The 16,253-nt window shown below is 52.8% G+C and carries 18 protein-coding genes; 17 read left to right on the plus strand and 1 reads right to left on the minus strand.

What is annotated here, in order from left to right; translation table 11 throughout:
• Nucleotides 1-52 precede the first annotated feature (52 nt).
• The 7 genes from PDUR_RS06915 (at nucleotide 53) to PDUR_RS06945 (ending at nucleotide 7,270) form a co-directional block, all read left to right on the plus strand.
• Entirely contained in the window at nucleotides 53-883 is an 831-nt protein-coding gene (locus PDUR_RS06915; RefSeq protein ID WP_042209151.1) for a type II secretion system F family protein, read from the plus strand.
• A gap of 13 nt (nucleotides 884-896) precedes the next feature.
• A complete protein-coding gene (locus tag PDUR_RS06920) occupies nucleotides 897-1,085 on the plus strand; it encodes a Flp1 family type IVb pilin (protein WP_042205627.1) in 189 nt (62 codons plus the stop codon).
• Nucleotides 1,086-1,097: 12 nt separating this feature from the next.
• Nucleotides 1,098-1,772, plus strand: a complete 675-nt coding sequence (locus PDUR_RS06925; RefSeq protein ID WP_042205628.1) for a TadE family protein — start codon at nucleotides 1,098-1,100, stop codon at nucleotides 1,770-1,772.
• An 87-nt stretch (nucleotides 1,773-1,859) separates the two neighbouring features.
• On the plus strand, nucleotides 1,860-4,109 hold the full coding sequence (locus PDUR_RS06930; protein WP_052410101.1) for a TadE/TadG family type IV pilus assembly protein: 2,250 nt from the start codon (nucleotides 1,860-1,862) through the stop codon (nucleotides 4,107-4,109).
• Between the two features lie 19 nt (nucleotides 4,110-4,128).
• Nucleotides 4,129-5,160, plus strand: a complete 1,032-nt coding sequence (locus PDUR_RS06935; RefSeq protein ID WP_042205629.1) for a TadE/TadG family type IV pilus assembly protein — start codon at nucleotides 4,129-4,131, stop codon at nucleotides 5,158-5,160.
• Between the two features lie 24 nt (nucleotides 5,161-5,184).
• Nucleotides 5,185-5,700 carry an A24 family peptidase gene (locus PDUR_RS06940; RefSeq protein ID WP_042205630.1) on the plus strand — a complete coding sequence of 172 codons (516 nt, stop codon included), beginning with the start codon at nucleotides 5,185-5,187 and terminating at the stop codon, nucleotides 5,698-5,700.
• Between the two features lie 37 nt (nucleotides 5,701-5,737).
• Entirely contained in the window at nucleotides 5,738-7,270 is a 1,533-nt protein-coding gene (locus PDUR_RS06945) for a DUF6382 domain-containing protein (protein ID WP_042205631.1), read from the plus strand.
• A gap of 51 nt (nucleotides 7,271-7,321) precedes the next feature.
• Here PDUR_RS06945 and PDUR_RS06950 read toward each other — a convergent pair whose 3' ends face one another.
• Nucleotides 7,322-7,786: a DUF2621 family protein gene (locus tag PDUR_RS06950; protein WP_156130347.1), complete on the minus strand. Its 465-nt coding sequence runs from the start codon at nucleotides 7,784-7,786 to the stop codon at nucleotides 7,322-7,324.
• 171 nt (nucleotides 7,787-7,957) lie between these two features.
• On the opposite strand from PDUR_RS06950, the gene PDUR_RS06955 reads away from it, so the two are divergent.
• The 10 genes from PDUR_RS06955 to PDUR_RS06995 all read left to right on the plus strand — a co-directional run bounded on the left by PDUR_RS06955 (nucleotide 7,958) and on the right by PDUR_RS06995 (nucleotide 16,246).
• A complete protein-coding gene (locus PDUR_RS06955) occupies nucleotides 7,958-9,085 on the plus strand; it encodes a deoxyribonuclease IV (protein ID WP_042205632.1) in 1,128 nt (375 codons plus the stop codon).
• Nucleotides 9,086-9,129: 44 nt separating this feature from the next.
• On the plus strand, nucleotides 9,130-10,029 hold the full coding sequence (purU, locus tag PDUR_RS06960; protein WP_042205633.1) for a formyltetrahydrofolate deformylase: 900 nt from the start codon (nucleotides 9,130-9,132) through the stop codon (nucleotides 10,027-10,029).
• A 115-nt stretch (nucleotides 10,030-10,144) separates the two neighbouring features.
• Complete coding sequence (locus tag PDUR_RS06965; protein ID WP_042205634.1) at nucleotides 10,145-10,879, plus strand: hypothetical protein; 735 nt, start codon at nucleotides 10,145-10,147, stop codon at nucleotides 10,877-10,879.
• 12 nt (nucleotides 10,880-10,891) lie between these two features.
• A complete protein-coding gene (locus PDUR_RS06970; protein ID WP_042205635.1) occupies nucleotides 10,892-11,956 on the plus strand; it encodes a CpaE/TadZ family protein in 1,065 nt (354 codons plus the stop codon).
• Nucleotides 11,953-13,428 carry a P-loop NTPase family protein gene (locus PDUR_RS06975; RefSeq protein ID WP_042205636.1) on the plus strand — a complete coding sequence of 492 codons (1,476 nt, stop codon included), beginning with the start codon at nucleotides 11,953-11,955 and terminating at the stop codon, nucleotides 13,426-13,428. The genes PDUR_RS06970 and PDUR_RS06975 overlap by 4 nt, the downstream gene beginning before the upstream one ends.
• Nucleotides 13,429-13,441: 13 nt before the next feature.
• Nucleotides 13,442-14,491 (plus strand): hypothetical protein, encoded by a 1,050-nt coding sequence (locus tag PDUR_RS06980; protein ID WP_042205637.1) that lies wholly within the window; start codon nucleotides 13,442-13,444, stop codon nucleotides 14,489-14,491.
• 10 nt (nucleotides 14,492-14,501) lie between these two features.
• The gene (locus PDUR_RS06985; RefSeq protein WP_042205638.1) at nucleotides 14,502-15,371 is read left to right on the plus strand and encodes a hypothetical protein; all 870 of its coding nucleotides are present in this window, start codon (nucleotides 14,502-14,504) and stop codon (nucleotides 15,369-15,371) included.
• A 58-nt stretch (nucleotides 15,372-15,429) separates the two neighbouring features.
• The gene (locus PDUR_RS06990) at nucleotides 15,430-15,636 is read left to right on the plus strand and encodes a hypothetical protein (RefSeq protein WP_042205639.1); all 207 of its coding nucleotides are present in this window, start codon (nucleotides 15,430-15,432) and stop codon (nucleotides 15,634-15,636) included.
• 6 nt (nucleotides 15,637-15,642) lie between these two features.
• Nucleotides 15,643-15,786, plus strand: a complete 144-nt coding sequence (locus tag PDUR_RS28630; protein ID WP_156130349.1) for a hypothetical protein — start codon at nucleotides 15,643-15,645, stop codon at nucleotides 15,784-15,786.
• 79 nt (nucleotides 15,787-15,865) lie between these two features.
• Nucleotides 15,866-16,246: a hypothetical protein gene (locus PDUR_RS06995; protein ID WP_042205640.1), complete on the plus strand. Its 381-nt coding sequence runs from the start codon at nucleotides 15,866-15,868 to the stop codon at nucleotides 16,244-16,246.
• Nucleotides 16,247-16,253 lie beyond the last annotated feature (7 nt).

Raw genomic sequence — 16,253 nt, forward strand, 5'->3', positions numbered from 1 at the left:
GAGAGTGGGGAATCTGAGATGGATTTGCGGATTGGCGGCCATTGCGCTGATCATGGGCTGGGTAGCGCTGCGCGCCAGAAGCGGGAAGAGGTACGCTGCCCTGCGGAGCATGCCAGTGGACGGCTTGCGGTTGCGCAGTCTTTCGGAACCGCTGCTTATGCTTCTGGAGAAGGGTGGAGCTACCCGGAAGTTTCCGGTATTCGCATTCCGGCTGCAGCGGTCGGTTCAGCGAATATACGGACAGCGCCACAGTGCGGAAATAACACTGCTGTATATGGGAGAGATGCTGGCCTACAGTTGGCTGCTCCTCTTGGGAGGCTGCGGCTTGGCAGCGCTCAGCGGAGAGCCGTCTGCGCTCATTCTGGGAATTATGCTGGCCATACTGCTTCCCGCCGCGCTTGCAGCCGATCTGCACAAAAAGGTCAAGGTGCGTGAACAGCTCATCATGATGGAATTGCCGGATCTGCTGAGCGGGATTGTGCTGCTGGTCAGTGCGGGTGAGACGGTGCAGCGGGCGATTACGCGCTGCCTGGAAAGCAGAAAGAATGACAGCCATCCGCTCTACCGGGAACTGCTAACAATGACCGGCGAGTGGGAGAGCGGCTATTCGCTTCAGCAGGCATTCGAGAATTTCAGCAAGCGCTGCGCAGTGCAGGAGGTCTCGCTCTTTACGACGACGGTGCTGTTGAATGTACGCAGAGGGGGAGGAGATTTCGCGCTCGCGCTTCGCGATTTATCCCGGCAGCTGTGGGAGAAGCGCAAGGCGGTCAGCCGGACGCGGGGGGAACAGGCATCCTCGAAACTGGTATTTCCGATGGTCGTTATTTTTGTAATTGTAATTGTATTGGTGGGTACTCCGGCTTTTATGATGATGAATATGTAGGAGGATGAGAAACATGTTGACTATTGTGGAGAAAGGCAAAGATTTTTGGCTGGATGAGGAAGGCTTGGGCACGCTCGAAATGATTCTGATTATTGCTGTACTGGTCGCTGTGGTTGTATTGTTCCGCCAGAAGATCAAAGAGGTGATTTCGAATCTGATCGATACCGCTGGTGAAAAAAGCCAGGAAGTATTTGAAGAGTAAGCAGAGTTCAGGATGAGAACAAAACTGCGAGGCGAGGAAGGAAGCTTCACCGTGGAGGCGGCAATGGTGCTGCCGATTATTATGTGCGTCACAATGCTGCTCGTGTTCTTCTGCTTGTACAGCTACCAGAAATCAATGCTGCTTCAAGTTGCGTCTTCAGCGACTGAGCAGGCAGCGTATAACTGGGGCAACAGCCATAAAGCCAGGGACGGATCGTTCCCGCAAGGGGAATATGATTCCCTCTATTGGCGAATCGGGGACGATCATCTGCTGGGCAGCTTGTTTGGGATCGGAGAGAATAGCGGTGCCGCTGTAATGCAGCTTCCAAACGGCGGCATGCAAGAAGATAATCTGCCTTCCGCCAAATTGGGGAAATCCGCTGTAAGAGTTCCGGACAATATGCCGGGAGAAATGAGCTACAACTACACTTTCACGGGAAGAAAAGTAAATGCCAAACTTCGGAGGATGCTGCATTTGCCCGTTCTGGACGATATTCTTTCGGACGGAGCGCAGCCCGAGGTTACCGCACAGTCTCTTGTGGCTGAGCCGGTGGAGTTTATCCGCACCGTGGATTTGATGCGTTACTATGGAGCCAAATTTCGCGGAAAGTCTGCGAATAATGAACCGAAGCAGGCCATGAAGCAGCAGGATGCTTCCGCCATGATGACTAAACTTGGAAACCGCTAAGGGCAGGCAAACTATCCGATGTAATGATACCCAAAAGGTTTGCGGCTGACTCATCTGCTGCACATGTATAAATGAGAGGAAAAGAGGATGAAAAGACGAATTGCGGTCCTAAGCCGCTGCGCCATGCGGTTTAAATGCTGGAGAAGACAAACGGAAGGATCGGTATCGGTGTTCCTGATCATGGTGCTGGCCTTTGTGTTTCTGTTCTCCGCAGTACTCATTGATTATGCGCGAATGGCCGCTGCTAGTGTGCAGGGTGAACGTCTGGCGCGTGCAGCAGTTCGGTCGGTGATGTCCGCGTACGATGTAGAGCTGCGGGAACAATACGGGCTCTTTGCCTTCGGCGGGAGCGATGGAGATGAGCTGATGGCCCGGGTTCTTGATGATTCTCTTCGTAAAAGCGGACGAGGGGACGGCTTCAATCTGGTGAACCTCGGTCTTGACACCTCTACGCTGGAATGGAGCCGTTCGCTGGGCAGCTATGATGTATTCCGCCGTCAGATCAACGAGGAAATGAAATACAAGGCGCCCGTTGATTTCGCTCTCGAAATCGCAGGAAAGTTCAAGCCGCTGTCTGGAGCCATGGAGGAGGCTTCGCGTACGACAGACCTGTTCGCCAAGCTGCAGCCGCTTTATGACAAGCGGGAGGCGGCTCTCGACCGGATGCTGGAACATAGGCGGCAAGCTGCGGAAAATGCGCGGAAGCCGCTCACGCTTATTAAGAATCCGGCTGGCGGAGGCATAGCTGATAGTTCCATAGGAACTATATCCAGCGCTGCGGATATCGCTGCCCAGTATAACGATTATGTGAATAAGTCCCATGCGGATTTAAACAGGGACCCGAAAGAATCGCCGCAATATACCTGGGCTATCCATTCCTATTTAGCGCAATCCTCGGCGGTTATTTCCAGGCTGAGCAGTCTGCTTGCTGATTGGCAGAATGACCATGCCCCATTGATGCGCAAGGCAGGCGATGCACTTAAGGAAGCCGAGGCAATCAACGAAGAAATGAGAGGAGCCATACGGCAGGCCAAGAGCGCAAGTGCAGGAAGCGGCTATGATTCTTCCGCCTCCTGGGATATCCCTGACTCAGATACGAATGTTGCAGCCCGTCCTAACCTGATGGAGCAAGCGGAACAGCTGCCGCTGGATACCGCGGATTTCCGAGGTATGGAGAATAATCTGGCAATGCAGGAAGCGGCTTATCGGAATGCGGAATCAAGAGCTTCCTCTCTTTCTGGGGGGATTAACCCTTTATCGGTGGGGCTTAACGGCAATAGTGGCGCAATGAAAGCGGCGGTGATCGGCGCGGCGGAAGCCTTAGATGCCTATTTGCATGATTACGGAAACGGAGGGGCCGTTATCGGCCGGGAAGCGTCTGGAATCGAGGAGCACAGAGGCTCGGATAACCAGCGTAAGGAACTGGAAAGAGAAGCGAAAACGAAGCTTGGGGAGGCGCTTAAAGTTGCCGAAGCTCTTCGCAATCTGAGCGGCGGTGTTGAAGAAGCGCTGGAGCGTTACGAAATGCTGAACCAATATTACGAAGAAAATCTCGAGTATAACCGAGGCCTGCGTGAACAATTGCTGGATAATCCTGGAGAGAACAATCCATACGCTGCCGAAAGCGCAGCCATGGATCAAATGGACAATCTTTACGAAGCGCTAAGCGGCGTTATGCTTGCCTCAAGGGACAGACTGTTCCAAAGCGAATATGCGGCGCAGTATTTTCCGCACTTTGATATTTCCCAGCTTACGGGCATTGCCGAAGGCTCCACTGAAGAGATCGGGGAGAAACTCAAAGAGCAGCTCGATCCGCACAGCCAGGAACTGGAGTACATTCTGTACGGCTTCAATCAGCCGGGATTGAATGTAGGGGCGGCATACAGCGAGATCTTCGCGGCGCGGCTGGCTATACGTACAATGGAAGGATTTGTGAAAAAGGCGGGGCTGGGCAATCCGCTGCTCGTCGTGGCCGCCGCAATACTGTACGGGGTGACGGAAGCGGTAAAGGATATGATTATGCTTTGCCGGGAGGGAGCTGTCCCTTTGTCCGAATTTGTGCCCGTTAATCTGACCTACCGTGATTATTTGCGCCTGTTCATGGTGCTGCATGGCTCGGGAGAAGCCGAGCTCTCGCGGATGCTGGCCCTGATCCGGCTGAATACGGGCATTAATCCGGATGACAGGAGCACCTATGCCTCCGCTGAGATAAGGTTGGGAATGCGGCTGTGGTTCCTACCTGGAATTATGAAGCTGCTTCAACATACCGGCGCGGTTCCGGGGGAAATTGACGGCCAAACTTATTTCAAGGCGGTTAAAGCGGACTTTGCGTATTGACGGGAGGAACAAGAGGGAGATGGAGGATCGGCGCAAGAGGAGATGGAGGTCTAAAAATGAAGGCAGCATGGTCGTTGAAGCGGCAATGGTGCTGCCCGTATTTTTGCTGTTCGTGCTGTTCCTAATCTTTATCGTACAAATGACGCTGTATTCAACCGCTCTGCAAAGTACAGTATCCGATACCGTCAAAGAGGTGGCTACTCATATGTACCCTGCCGCTTTGGCGGCGAAGAAGGCGGAACAGTCCGGAATAACCTCCAGCGAAGCCGAGAACGGGGCCGAGAATCAGTCAGCGGTTGACAAATCTGGCAGCGAAGCCGCTGGCGCGGATAAGACGCCGGTGTGGACCATCCCTCGGTTGTCGGTTGCTGATTGGGCCGAACAATACGCTGCCGAGCTGCCTCCGCCGCTTGATGAGTGGATCAGAAGCGCTGCGGAAAAAGGGGAAGGTCCTCTCCAGGAGCTTCAGGCCGAAGGCTCGGAGGCGGTTTTGGACGCAGCCGTTAAGCCGCTGCTGAGGCCCTATATCGCTTCGGATATGCTTGATTACAGGCGTATTCATGTCTCGAATGTAATTGTTCCGAAATTGAAAGACGGTGAGAAGCCTTACTTCGGCCTTCGGGTCAGCTACGAGCTGCCTATGAAGGTGCCGTTCTTGAATCGCAGCATTGTGCTGGAAGCCTCCTCCGTTGAGCGGTTGTGGATAGGGGATACGGGTGAAGGCGGAAGCGGCGGTCAGGAAGGCGGAGGGGAGAATAACAGCTCCATTGCCATTCTGGAGAAGCCGAATCCTGCAAGGCCGAACAAACAAGGAGCCATCCGGATTAAAATTGCGCCGAATGCTTCGGCAAATCTTACGGTGTTCTATAAAAGCGGAAAAAGCACCGCCAAGTATTTAGGGTGGAAGACAGCGGACGAGAATGGCTATATCGAGTGGGAGTGGAGGATCGGCGGCAAAACGACGCCGGGCTCATGGCCGACATTCGTCATTGAGACAGAGGATGGCCAATCGGCAGAAGGCCAATTTTACGTAGCGGATAAGCCGGACTGACTTACAAAAAGAGGAGCTTGGGAAATGGGTGAATGGGCGTTTTGGGGTTGTCTGCCCTTTTTGGCGGCGGCGTTCCTGACGGATACGCTGACGATGAAAATACCGAACTGGATTACAGCGCCAGCCGTGCTTGCGGGCTTTCTGGTTCAAGGGCTAACCGGAGGCTGGAAAGGATTGCTGTTCGCTGGAGCCGGAGCAGCTGCAGGATTCATGCTCCTGTTGCTCATGCATATTATCGGAGCTGTCGGGGCGGGCGATGTTAAGCTTTTTGCCGGAATCGGCGCTTGGACCGGGTTTTCGTTTACTGCTCAGGTTATCATTTACTCGCTGCTGTTCGCGGCGGTGATAGGCTGGATAATTATGCTCAAGAGGCGGGAAACCTTCCGCCGGCTGCGAAGTGTCGCAAGACTGCTTACGGGAATCTTTTATTTACCAAGATGGACTTTGTTTAAGGGCCGTGACAGAGAAATGCTGCGGTTTCCCTTCATGCTGGCGGTGTTTCCCGGAGCGGTAGCGGCTTTTCTGGGAGGCTGGACATAATTAGGATCTGTTTATTTGGAATTGGGGGTGAGCGCCGTTGTTTGGATTAACCCGGGATTTTGTGCAGCAGGACGGCATCCGGATGGTGCTGGGAGGACGGGAAGGAATGCCGATATCGAGGCTGAATACGGTCCAGAGCCGCATGCTGTCCTCCTTAAGCATTCCGCATCATCTGCGGCTGTTTCTCAAAGAGGTGGATCTGAGTGTAACACTGGAATATTCGGTATCCGGCAAAAAACTGCTCTCGCATCTTCTCAAGGGAGCAAGACTGAGCCTCGCCGAACTCTACGGGCTGCTGCTGCAGATCGCTCAAGGTATGGAGGACGGCAGACTGCATATGCTGCGTCCCGAGCAGTATGCTTTGCACGAGGATTACATTTTTATCGAAGGATCGCTGCAATCGGGAAAGGTGTACCTAACGTACATTCCTCTGGAGACGATCGAACCGGCGCAGTCGTTGGGGGAGAGTCTTAAGGGACTAATCATGGCGCTGATGCCGAGCGTGACAGAGCTGAATGGTGATGGCGTCCAGCGGCTGCTGCACTACTGCGGGGAGGATGAATGTACCGCCTTGGGATGGAAGGAGCTTCTTTCGGCGCTGCTGACGGAGGATGACGGGGAGCGGAATTCCATAGTGAACGCGGAGGCAGCGGCTTCCACTTCAACGGAAGCTGTCAACTTGCCTGTTGCCGAATGGAGGGGCGGAGAAAAGACGAGACGATGGAAGGACGAATACGACGCTGAACCTGATTTGGCCCTTAATACAGCCAGCCCGCCTAACGGCCGAAATTCCTCAAAGAAAACGTATATTTTGCTCGGATGCATTCTGCTGGACGCCCTGCTGTGGAAATACGTGTACCTCGACCATTCTGGAAAGCTGCCCCTGATGCTCTGCGGATTAGCCACGGTTGTGCTAATTGCAATAAGCGGCTTGGCATGGATTGGGAAAATAGGAGGCGGCAAATCGGAAGAGGAGGAGTTCTTGGAGGAGGGCGCGGAAGATCCGGGAAATAGATTCTCGTTTGGATTCGGATCGGCCTCGCCGTTTGGCAGACAGGACAAGTTCGATGAATCCCAGAAGTTCCAACCCCCGCCTGTTGAACGGAGTAAGCGGGTTTCCGCAGGAATTCTTGAATTTGGACCCGGTGAAAAAGGGACCGAATGGGCGGAGGAGTACCCGAAGACCTCGGACTCCGGATCGGCTACCGTACTGCTGTCCAGAGAGAAAGCCCCTGCTTCCGTGGAAGCGAAGCTGCGCGAGGGAGGGCTGCCCTATCTCGAAAGAGCGGAGGAAGGGAGCGATCGGCGGGAAAAAATCGAGCTGAACCGGACAAGCTTTATTATCGGCCGCTCGCCAGAGGTGGCGCAGTTTGTAGAGCCGTCGGAAGGAGCCTCCAGAGTGCATGTCGAGGTATTCCGCAGCGGCGGTGGCTATGTGCTGAAAGATCTCGATTCGCGCAACGGCACCCGGTTTCAGGGAGAGGCAATGATTCCTTACAAGGAATATCCCTTGGATGACGGAGATGCCTTCACTATTGTGAAAGGGAACTATACCTTTCATCAGCGTTAACTCTTTTTGAATCGGACTCATGTCCAGAGCTGCCGCAGCACTTATTGAAATTTACTTCATTAAATGGCGGTAAGGGGAATAGTCAATATGATTTTTTTCCAGAAATTGAATCAGGAACCGGCTGTCGCGCCTTGGGGTAGCGGAGATGTAGCCTTTGATGCAGTGATCGCGTGTAACCTCGCTTGCATTGCTTTCAATGGCGATCCTGCCGATTTCAGCAGCGATGGAGTGTTTGGCGATATCACGGAACGGTCCGGGGACGGGCTGAACTAACTGATCGAGAAAGGCTTTGGATTCGTCGCTCCACAGCGGACGGCTGCGCTCCACCCAGTAGTTCTGCCAGTCCAGCTTGGATTTGCCGTCCGCCTTGGGCAGCACCTTGAGAAATTTGCGGAACATGAAATAGCCGCCGATGCACATGCAGCCGAGCAGCATAAATGTCCAGAAAGCGATCGTGTTCATAAATAAGCTGCTCGGTGACGCGGACAACCAGCCAAGCCCTGATTTAATAATCATAACTGCACCACCTTATCAATGATTATAATCACTGACTTCTATCCAACTTAAATTATAGCGTATAGCCAGCGTTTTGCGAAGGCGCAAGCCAGATATCGGCAATGCCTAGATTTATTGTCCCAATCACGATAAAATAAGTCATAATTCGTGAAAGAAAGAGGGAAAAACGGCATGCTAAAAATTGGTTCCCATGTGTCGTGCGCGGACAAAGGACTGCTCAGCGCGGCAAATGAAGCGAATGAATACGGTTCAAGCTCTTTTATGATATATACAGGCGCACCGCAAAATACCCGCCGCAAACCGATCGAAGACATGTATCCCGAAGAAGGCAAAGCGGCGATGCGGGAAAAAGGCGTTGAAGAGATTGTCGTTCACGCTCCATACATTATTAACCTGGCTTCTTACAAAAATCATACCTATGAGCTTGCCGTCGATTTTCTCCAGCAGGAGATCCATCGGACCCATGCACTGGGCGTGAAGCATATCGTGCTTCATCCGGGCGCTTATACCGACAAAGACCCGGAATACGGCATCCAGCGAATCGCCGACGGTCTGAACGAGGTGCTGGGCGGCACGCATGAGACAGAAGTTCATATTGCACTGGAAACAATGGCTGGCAAAGGAACGGAAATGGGGCGGAGCTTCGAGGAAATCGCGTCCATGATCGATAAAGTCATCCATAACGAACGTTTGTCGATTTGTCTGGATACCTGCCATATTCACGATTCCGGTTACGATATCGTAGGCGACCTGGACGGCGTTCTTGAACAATTCGATAAGACAATCGGGCTGGACCGTATCGGGGTCGTGCATATCAACGACAGCAAAAATCCGAGCGGCTCGCGTAAAGACCGCCATGCGCCGATCGGTTCGGGCTGGATCGGTTTTGACACGATTAACCGGGTCGTTCATCATGAGCTGCTTGCCGGACGCCCGTTCATTCTTGAAACGCCGTGGATCGGCAAAGACGCCAAGACCCAGCGGCCGATGTACGAAGCGGAAATTGCGCTGCTTCGCGGCAACGTGCAGGAACGGTTCGGCGGAGAGTTTTTGGCGCAGGTCGAGGAATTGCACTCTTTCTTTGCCAAGCAGGAGCTTGACCCAAGGAAGTATGTGCTGGACGTGTGGAATTTGCTCAAGAACGATGCCAAGGCCAAAAAGGCCGATCCGCGCGAGCCGCTGGAGCGCCTATACGATCAGGTAATCGCTGCCGGGCTATTCCCGGACTTAAGCGAAGAGGCGGTAAATCATCGGCTGATCGCTTGGCTGGCGGGCAAGCAGGTGCTGGTTAACGCTTAAACTTCAAGAGATGCGTACATGATGAGAGGATGGAAAGAATCCAAATGGAATTGCATGTGAAAAGAGAACATTCTACTTCGGACGAGCAGCACCCCAACCGGGCGCGAATGCTCATCTCCTGTCCGGACGGTCCGGGAATAGTCGCCGCGGTATCCCGCTTTCTGTTCGACCACGGAGCCAATATCGTGCAGTCGGATCAGTATACGATGGACCCGTCGGGCGGAATGTTCTTTATGAGAATCGAGTTCGATCTGCCTGAGCTGGAGCAGCGCATGGCACAGCTTCAGACAGAGTTTGGCGCAATCGCCGAGCAGTTTCAAATGAACTGGCAGATGTTCAATGTCAGTCATAAAAAGAAGCTCGCGATCTTCGTATCCAAGGAGGATCATTGCCTCGTCGAGCTGCTCTGGCAGTGGCAGGCGGGCGATCTGGACGCTGACATTGCGCTCGTTGTGAGCAATCATACTGATATGAAGGAATACGTTGAGTCGTTCGGCATCCCTTATCATCACATTCCGGTAACGGCGGATACGAAGGCGGAGGCGGAGCAGCGCCAGCTGGAGGTAATCGGAGAGGATATCGACGTTATTATTTTGGCGCGGTATATGCAGATTATCTCACCGTCCTTTATCGAGCATTACAGGAACCGGATTATCAATATCCACCATTCGTTTCTTCCTGCTTTTATCGGCGGCAATCCTTATGCCCAGGCCTACCGGCGCGGGGTGAAAATCATCGGCGCTACCGCCCACTATGTAACCGAGGAGCTTGACGGGGGGCCGATCATCGAGCAGGATGTGCAGCGGGTCAGCCACGGAGAAGACGTTGGCGAGCTGAAGCGGATTGGCCGCACGATCGAGCGCGTCGTTCTTGCCAGGGCAGTCAAATGGCATATCGAGGACCGTATCCTAGTTCATCAGAACAAGACGGTCGTGTTCAACTAATCGAATAAGAGCTTACTTTTTAGGTAAAAAAGCATTTTACCCACACGTTGGTTCTCTATGCCAAAGTGTGGGTTTTTTATGCGTAAAAATCAATCCTGTAAAGGGGGAAATTCACTTGTCGGCGCAGCGCGGACATTTATTGAAGCGCAATTATATTTTTGCTGTTCTGATTTTGCTTGTCGGTTTCGGCGGTTTATTGGGATATGATCTTTACTTCAAGCCCTACGTGCTGTCCCAGACCGTGGTGAAAGTTAAGGTGGATGGGGGCGGTGTGCTCCCCAAGAATCACGAACTTCAGGCGGGTGAGCTTTATCTCGATTCCGTACAGACGAAGGATGTTCCCGCCGGGGCTGTAACGGAAATTGATCTGGCGGAGCGTAAAATCACTAACGTCAGCCTGACGGACGGCAGCATTTTGACGGAAGGGCTTGTTGATTTAAACAATTTGGAGCCTAGGGCGGACGAGGGGATTTTTCCGGTGCCGAAGGAAGCTGTCTACGCTATTAACGGCTCTCTCCGCAGCAGGGACAAAGTGGACATTTATCTTGTGCAGGAGGAAGCGAAAACTGTGGGCAGCTTCAGCCTTGGGGCAGGATCTGTCCAAGGAAGCCCTGGCGGTAAGCAGGCGGCTATGCCAAAGAAGGCTTTTTTAACCGGAGTGACCGTGAATTATGTCCGTACGGAAGATAACAACGACGTGCGCGACACGGAGCTTGGCAATGACAACAACCGGGTTACTTCGACCGGCAAGGTAGCCGTTCCGGAGCTGAAGCTGAAGAAGAGTGACGGCGAACTGCTGAAGCAGTATCTGGAGCGCGGCTGCAAGCTGTGGATCGTCCGGGTGGAATAGGAGGAAGGCTTAATGAAAATATTCAGTCTTGGCTTGGACCAGCTGACGATTAACGATATCCGGCAGGCCGGCTACACCGTTGTTATGCAAACCGCGCTCCCTGATCCGCAGCAGACGGCTGGTCATATGCTGATAGCGGCAAGCGGACAGGCCGAAGTTTCCGAACTGCGGGGACTGCGCGAAAAATACCCGGATACGATCATCCTTTTCTTTTATATGGAGCACGGGGTTCGCGGGTATCACGGTATCCATCTGACCTGTGAGGAGCTGGGTGTGCATTTTCTGCCGCCGCGCTCGACTTCTTCGGCGATTATCGAAAAGATCAGGATGATCCTGAAGGAAGACGGGGATGAACGCAGCAATGTGGTAGGGGTACTCGGTTCCGGACCGGGAATCGGCTGTACTAGCATGGCCGGGCTGCTGGCGGGAAGAATTGCGGCGGCGGGCCGCCGGGTTATTTTGCTCGGGATGAATGTATATGATCCGGGTTATGATCGAAAAACCGCAATCAGTCTGGACCGGCTCCGCCCGAAGCTGACGGGTAACAGGCTCCACGACGAGGATTTCGACCAATTGATTGTGCAGGATGGATACCGCTATCTGCCGGGCAATTTCGATTACTTGAGCGCCCAGGATTATCAGGAGAACGAGATGGAGTATTTGCTTGACCGCGCCTCGGATAACGCCGACATTGTCATTGCCGACCTCGGCTCCGTACCGGAGAGCGCAGCGTGGTACACCGGAATGAGAAAGTCCGCGCTGCGTCTGCTCGTTACTCACCCGAAGCATGAACATAGGCTGGAATCGCTCATGGATTTGGCGGGACATATGGATCTCACTCCGCAGGATTTCAAGCTCATTCTGAACCGCAGCGGCCTGGAGGAGACCGTTTCTCCCAAGAGTATGGCGCTCCGATTCGGCACCGAAATCTTTCTGAATATTCCCTATTATCCGCAAGTCTCAGGCAATCTGCCGCTTGGCAAGAAGGAGCTTGTACAGGCAGATGAAAAAGTCCGGGTGCTGCTCTCCGTGTTCGGATTTGAGCCCGAGATCAAGAAGAAAGGGATATTCCTATGAGCAGTCTGGAGGCTACACGACGTGCTGAAACTGTCTATCCGGCAGCAGGTGCTCCGTTCTCGCTAAAACAGAGCGTGCTCCGCAGCAGTACACCAGGAAAGGAAGACTTCCCTTCCTTCCTGCAAAAAATGAAAAGAGAGATGACGGCAGGTCTGGAGCGAGAGGACGAGGCGTATTTCGAGCTTAACGCCAAGGCGCTGACAGGCGATCCTCAGGCGGTCAGCTTTTTCATGAATGAGATTGAAAAGTACCTGCGCAAGACGCCATTCACCAGCAGTGTTCCCGAAGCTTACGATACGGCTGCCGAAGCGCTGTTTCATGAATGGAAGGGATTTGGCCCGGCCTACCGCTGGTTCACGGATCGGGCGTACAGCGAATCGACGGGGCTGCAGATCATCGGGCGGCAGGTTTTTTACAATGTGAAAGGCAAATTTCTTCCTTATCCGTATGAGATACCGTCGCTGGACCGCGTCGAGCAGTTGAAGCGTTCGCTGCTGAAGAGTGATCCGAACAAGAAGCTGAACAAGGATAATCCGTCCGCCGAGTTCAAAATGGATGATCCGCTCTGGCCTGGCCGGTTTATCCGGCTCGCCATTTGGGTTTCACCGCGTGTATGGGAGGGCTTTACAACGATTTCCATGCGGCGGCAGGTGGTTGAATTTCTTGATTTGGATGATCAGGCGGGTACGAAGTGCATTCCGGCAGAAGCTGTACCGATGATTCGCGCGTTGGCAATGACCTTCCGCAACACGATTATCGCCGGCGCGGTCGGCTCGGGCAAAACGACTTTTGCCAATACGATTGTCGGCGAGCAGTTGCTCGGTTCCGCCTCCTGCATGGGCGTCGTCATGATCGAGAAACATCCGGAATCGACGCTGCCTTACCAAATTAAAGGGCACCGGATTATTCCCATCCAGGCCGCCAATGAAGAGCTGATGGAAGTGGGCGTAGAGTCGCTGCGGCATGATCCCAACCTGCTCTATATGACAGAGATGCGGTACAACGAATGGGAATTTTACCTGTGGAGCGGGGAAAAGGGGTACGACGGCATAACGGGAACCTTTCATACCGTTGATTCGGAGGATGTCCCTTATCAGGGTGCTTTTGCCGTCTCGACCCGAATTGGCGGAAGTATGAAAGGGCACCTTGTTTCCGCGCTGAAGGCATGCGAGCTTGTGTTCATCCTGGAAAGCATAGGAGAAGGGAAAAAGCGGCTGGCGCGCATATCCGAAGTGTTCTATGACGAATCCCATAGCTCGGTGTTTGCGAACGATCTGATGCGCTGGGAGGAGGAGAGCCGAGATTGGACCTATAATGCGGAAATCACCGAAGGGCTTGCTCTAAAAATGCGGAAGAAAAATGCGGAAGCGGCGCAGGCGCTGCAGGAGATTTTAGTGCAATTGGCCGAGGAGAAGCCGATGTCCGGACCGCTCAAGGAAAGTCTGAAATCTAGAATCGTGCTGAACGAATAAGGCGGTGATGACAGTGAATGGAATATTTTATCTACTGCGCTTTGCGCTGCATCTGCTGATCGTCTGGGGGATTTGGCTGCTCATCAGACCGCCCACGGAACAGGGCATCCGGCATTTTTCGGCCCAGATAACTCACCTGCTCCTTCGCAGAAGGAAGCTATTTAGACTAAAGGCAGGCGGGCTCCCCCAAAAACTGCCGTTTTATGGACATTTGGACAACCTGCTTTACTTCACTAAGCGAAACTATGAGCCGGGAATTACCGTGCTGCGGTTCATGCTGCAATCCGGTATTTTGGCCGCCGCCGTATTCTTGTCTGGTCTGTTGACGCTTCGCGAGCTTCCTGGACATTTGGCCTTTCATAATCCTTTTTTGGAGGGGGTGTCGTTTGACAGCGGCCGTCCTTTGCAGGATTGGTGGCGGCTGCCTCTGTTTCTGGCGGTCCTCACCGGAATGCTGCCCTATCTTCGGCTCCGGTATGTCTATGCGCATAACAAGGTGAAAGGCAGCTATCATCTGCTCGATGCGGTGAAGATCGCCGCGAAGTTTACTCACCTGCCTGTCGACGCACTGCTGGGCAAAACCGCCGATTTTTTGAGCGATGACAATGTACTTGTAACGCCGCTCAAGATACTGGCTTCCTCCTTCGCGAATTACAGCAATGAGCATGAGCTTTTTGAGGAGGCTCAGCGTTTTGCCAAAGCGGTCGGTACCACTTTTGCCGTCGAATTCGTCTCGGATCTGCTGTACTGCGAGAAGGAGGGTAGCTTTTATCTGAAAAACTCGCTGCTGATGCTTAACCGCTCCATGGAGCAGCAGCGAGAGACGATTCTGACCGTCAAGGCGAACAGCCGCGATGCGATCAGTCTGGGGCTATACGGCAATCTGGTTGTGCTGTTCTTTTCCGTCGGGACTTTCATGTATATGCTGAAGCCTGGTGTCTATTTTCGTCTGCAGTTTCAGACCAAAGCCGGTTTGACTTTTCTGATGGTGATCGTCTCAGGCCTGTTTCTGTCTTTTGTGATCAGCAGCGTACTGGCTAAGCCGAAACTCGATTACCACTGAGGAGATACGTATGGACAGATTATTTGTAATAACCGCCGCAATCGGAATCGCCTATCTCGCTTTACTTGCGTTCGTCAGCAGTACGGGAAGAAGGGAGCGGTATATGCTGCGTCTGCAGCAAAGGTGGCACGGATTCGGTGAACGTTTGGAAAATGGCAGGCTTCAGCAGATTCTTTATGCCAGCGGCTTGAATGTGTCGGCACGGAAAGTCACTTTGTTTCGTTATTCGGCGGCTTTTCTCTATCTGCTTATAAAAGTGCTCGGCGACTATATCCGTGACTTGCCGTTTGGTGTATATGATTTGCTAATCGCCGCATTGATTATCGGCTTCACGAGTCCTGCCCGCTACCTTCCGTTCGGTTGGCTGCTCTCCTGGCTGCAGCAGAGATCCGTCGTTCAAAAGGATGGCGAACTGATCTCGTTTCTCCGGCTGTATGAGAACAACAGGCTCCGCAGGCGGGGGTACGTGCAGTTTGGCGCTTTCTGCGCCGGGGCTGCCGGACATTTTGTCTACATCCGTCACGATTTGTACGAACTGTCGGAGCGGGCAGTCGATGAGGGACCGGAGCGGGCTATCGAATGGTTCTGCGACCGGTTTCCGGAGGGCCATGCTTTTATCGGTGATATCCGGTCAATTCTGCTGGCTACGGAGGGGATGGATGATGATACGGAAGCCGCCGCCTATTTGCGGGAACAGGGGAAGATGATTGCCAAAATATCCAGCGACCAGTACCTGCGCAAGTGGTCTCTGATTGGCGACATTTCCTCGATCATTAACGTGATTCCGTCGATTGCCACCTTTTTGATGATCGTAACCTTAGCTATGCAGTACATCATGCTAATCAAAGGGAATTTTAATGAGATTCGTCTGTTTCAATAAAGATATGTCATATTCAATCAGCTAATAAAAAAATAAAATGAAAAGGGAGATATTAACAATGAAAAAAGATGCTATTTCTGCGGGGCTGTTTATCGCAATCGGGTTTCTGTGCGTCGCTATCGTGATTGCCGTTCTGATTCCGCTCGTAAGAGATGTGATAGACGATGCCGACGATAACCGTCCGACCGTGCCGTCGGTCAGCATGACACAGCCGCTTAATCCTGCCGATCAGACGTATGACGTACCATTCAGCCTGGGAGCCTAACGGACGATGAAAAAAGATTCGATCTCGGTTGCCTTGTTTCTCGCCATCGGATTTGTAATTGCCGGAATCTTCATCACGTCTGCTACAGGGATGATCGGCAGCAGCCAGGATGACATTATCGCCCATACGAAGCAGGTGGAGCAGTACTAGTTGCCAGGGAATCTTCTTGCCGGGTGAACTTTGGTACCCACTTACCGGCAGTCTTTGGAAAGGAGCACGCGTATAGACCATGAAAGCGACGGTCCTTCGGGCTTTGTTTATGTGGCTGGTTTTGTTTATTATTTTGCAGCCGATCTTTACCTACATCGATTATTTGCTGGATTTGCAGGTTAAGGCCAACACCTCTTACATTACACAAAAGGCTGCAACCGAAGGAATGGTGACTGCCGGTATGAGAAGCGAAGTCGTGAACAATCTGAAGGCTCTGGGATTTTCGGAATCGTCCATTGAAATTACGAGCAGCTCGGATACGGTTCAAGACAGAGAAACGAGACTTGATGTGTACGTCAAAGCTCCGCGGATTTCCATGTTTCCATATAACTTTTCCGGCGGGACGCAGCCTTCGTATTATTACAGCCATGGTTCCATTATGAGCGAATATCTCGATTAAGGTGACA

The organism is Paenibacillus durus, from assembly GCF_000756615.1.
GTDB lineage: Bacteria > Bacillota > Bacilli > Paenibacillales > Paenibacillaceae > Paenibacillus_AQ > Paenibacillus_AQ durus.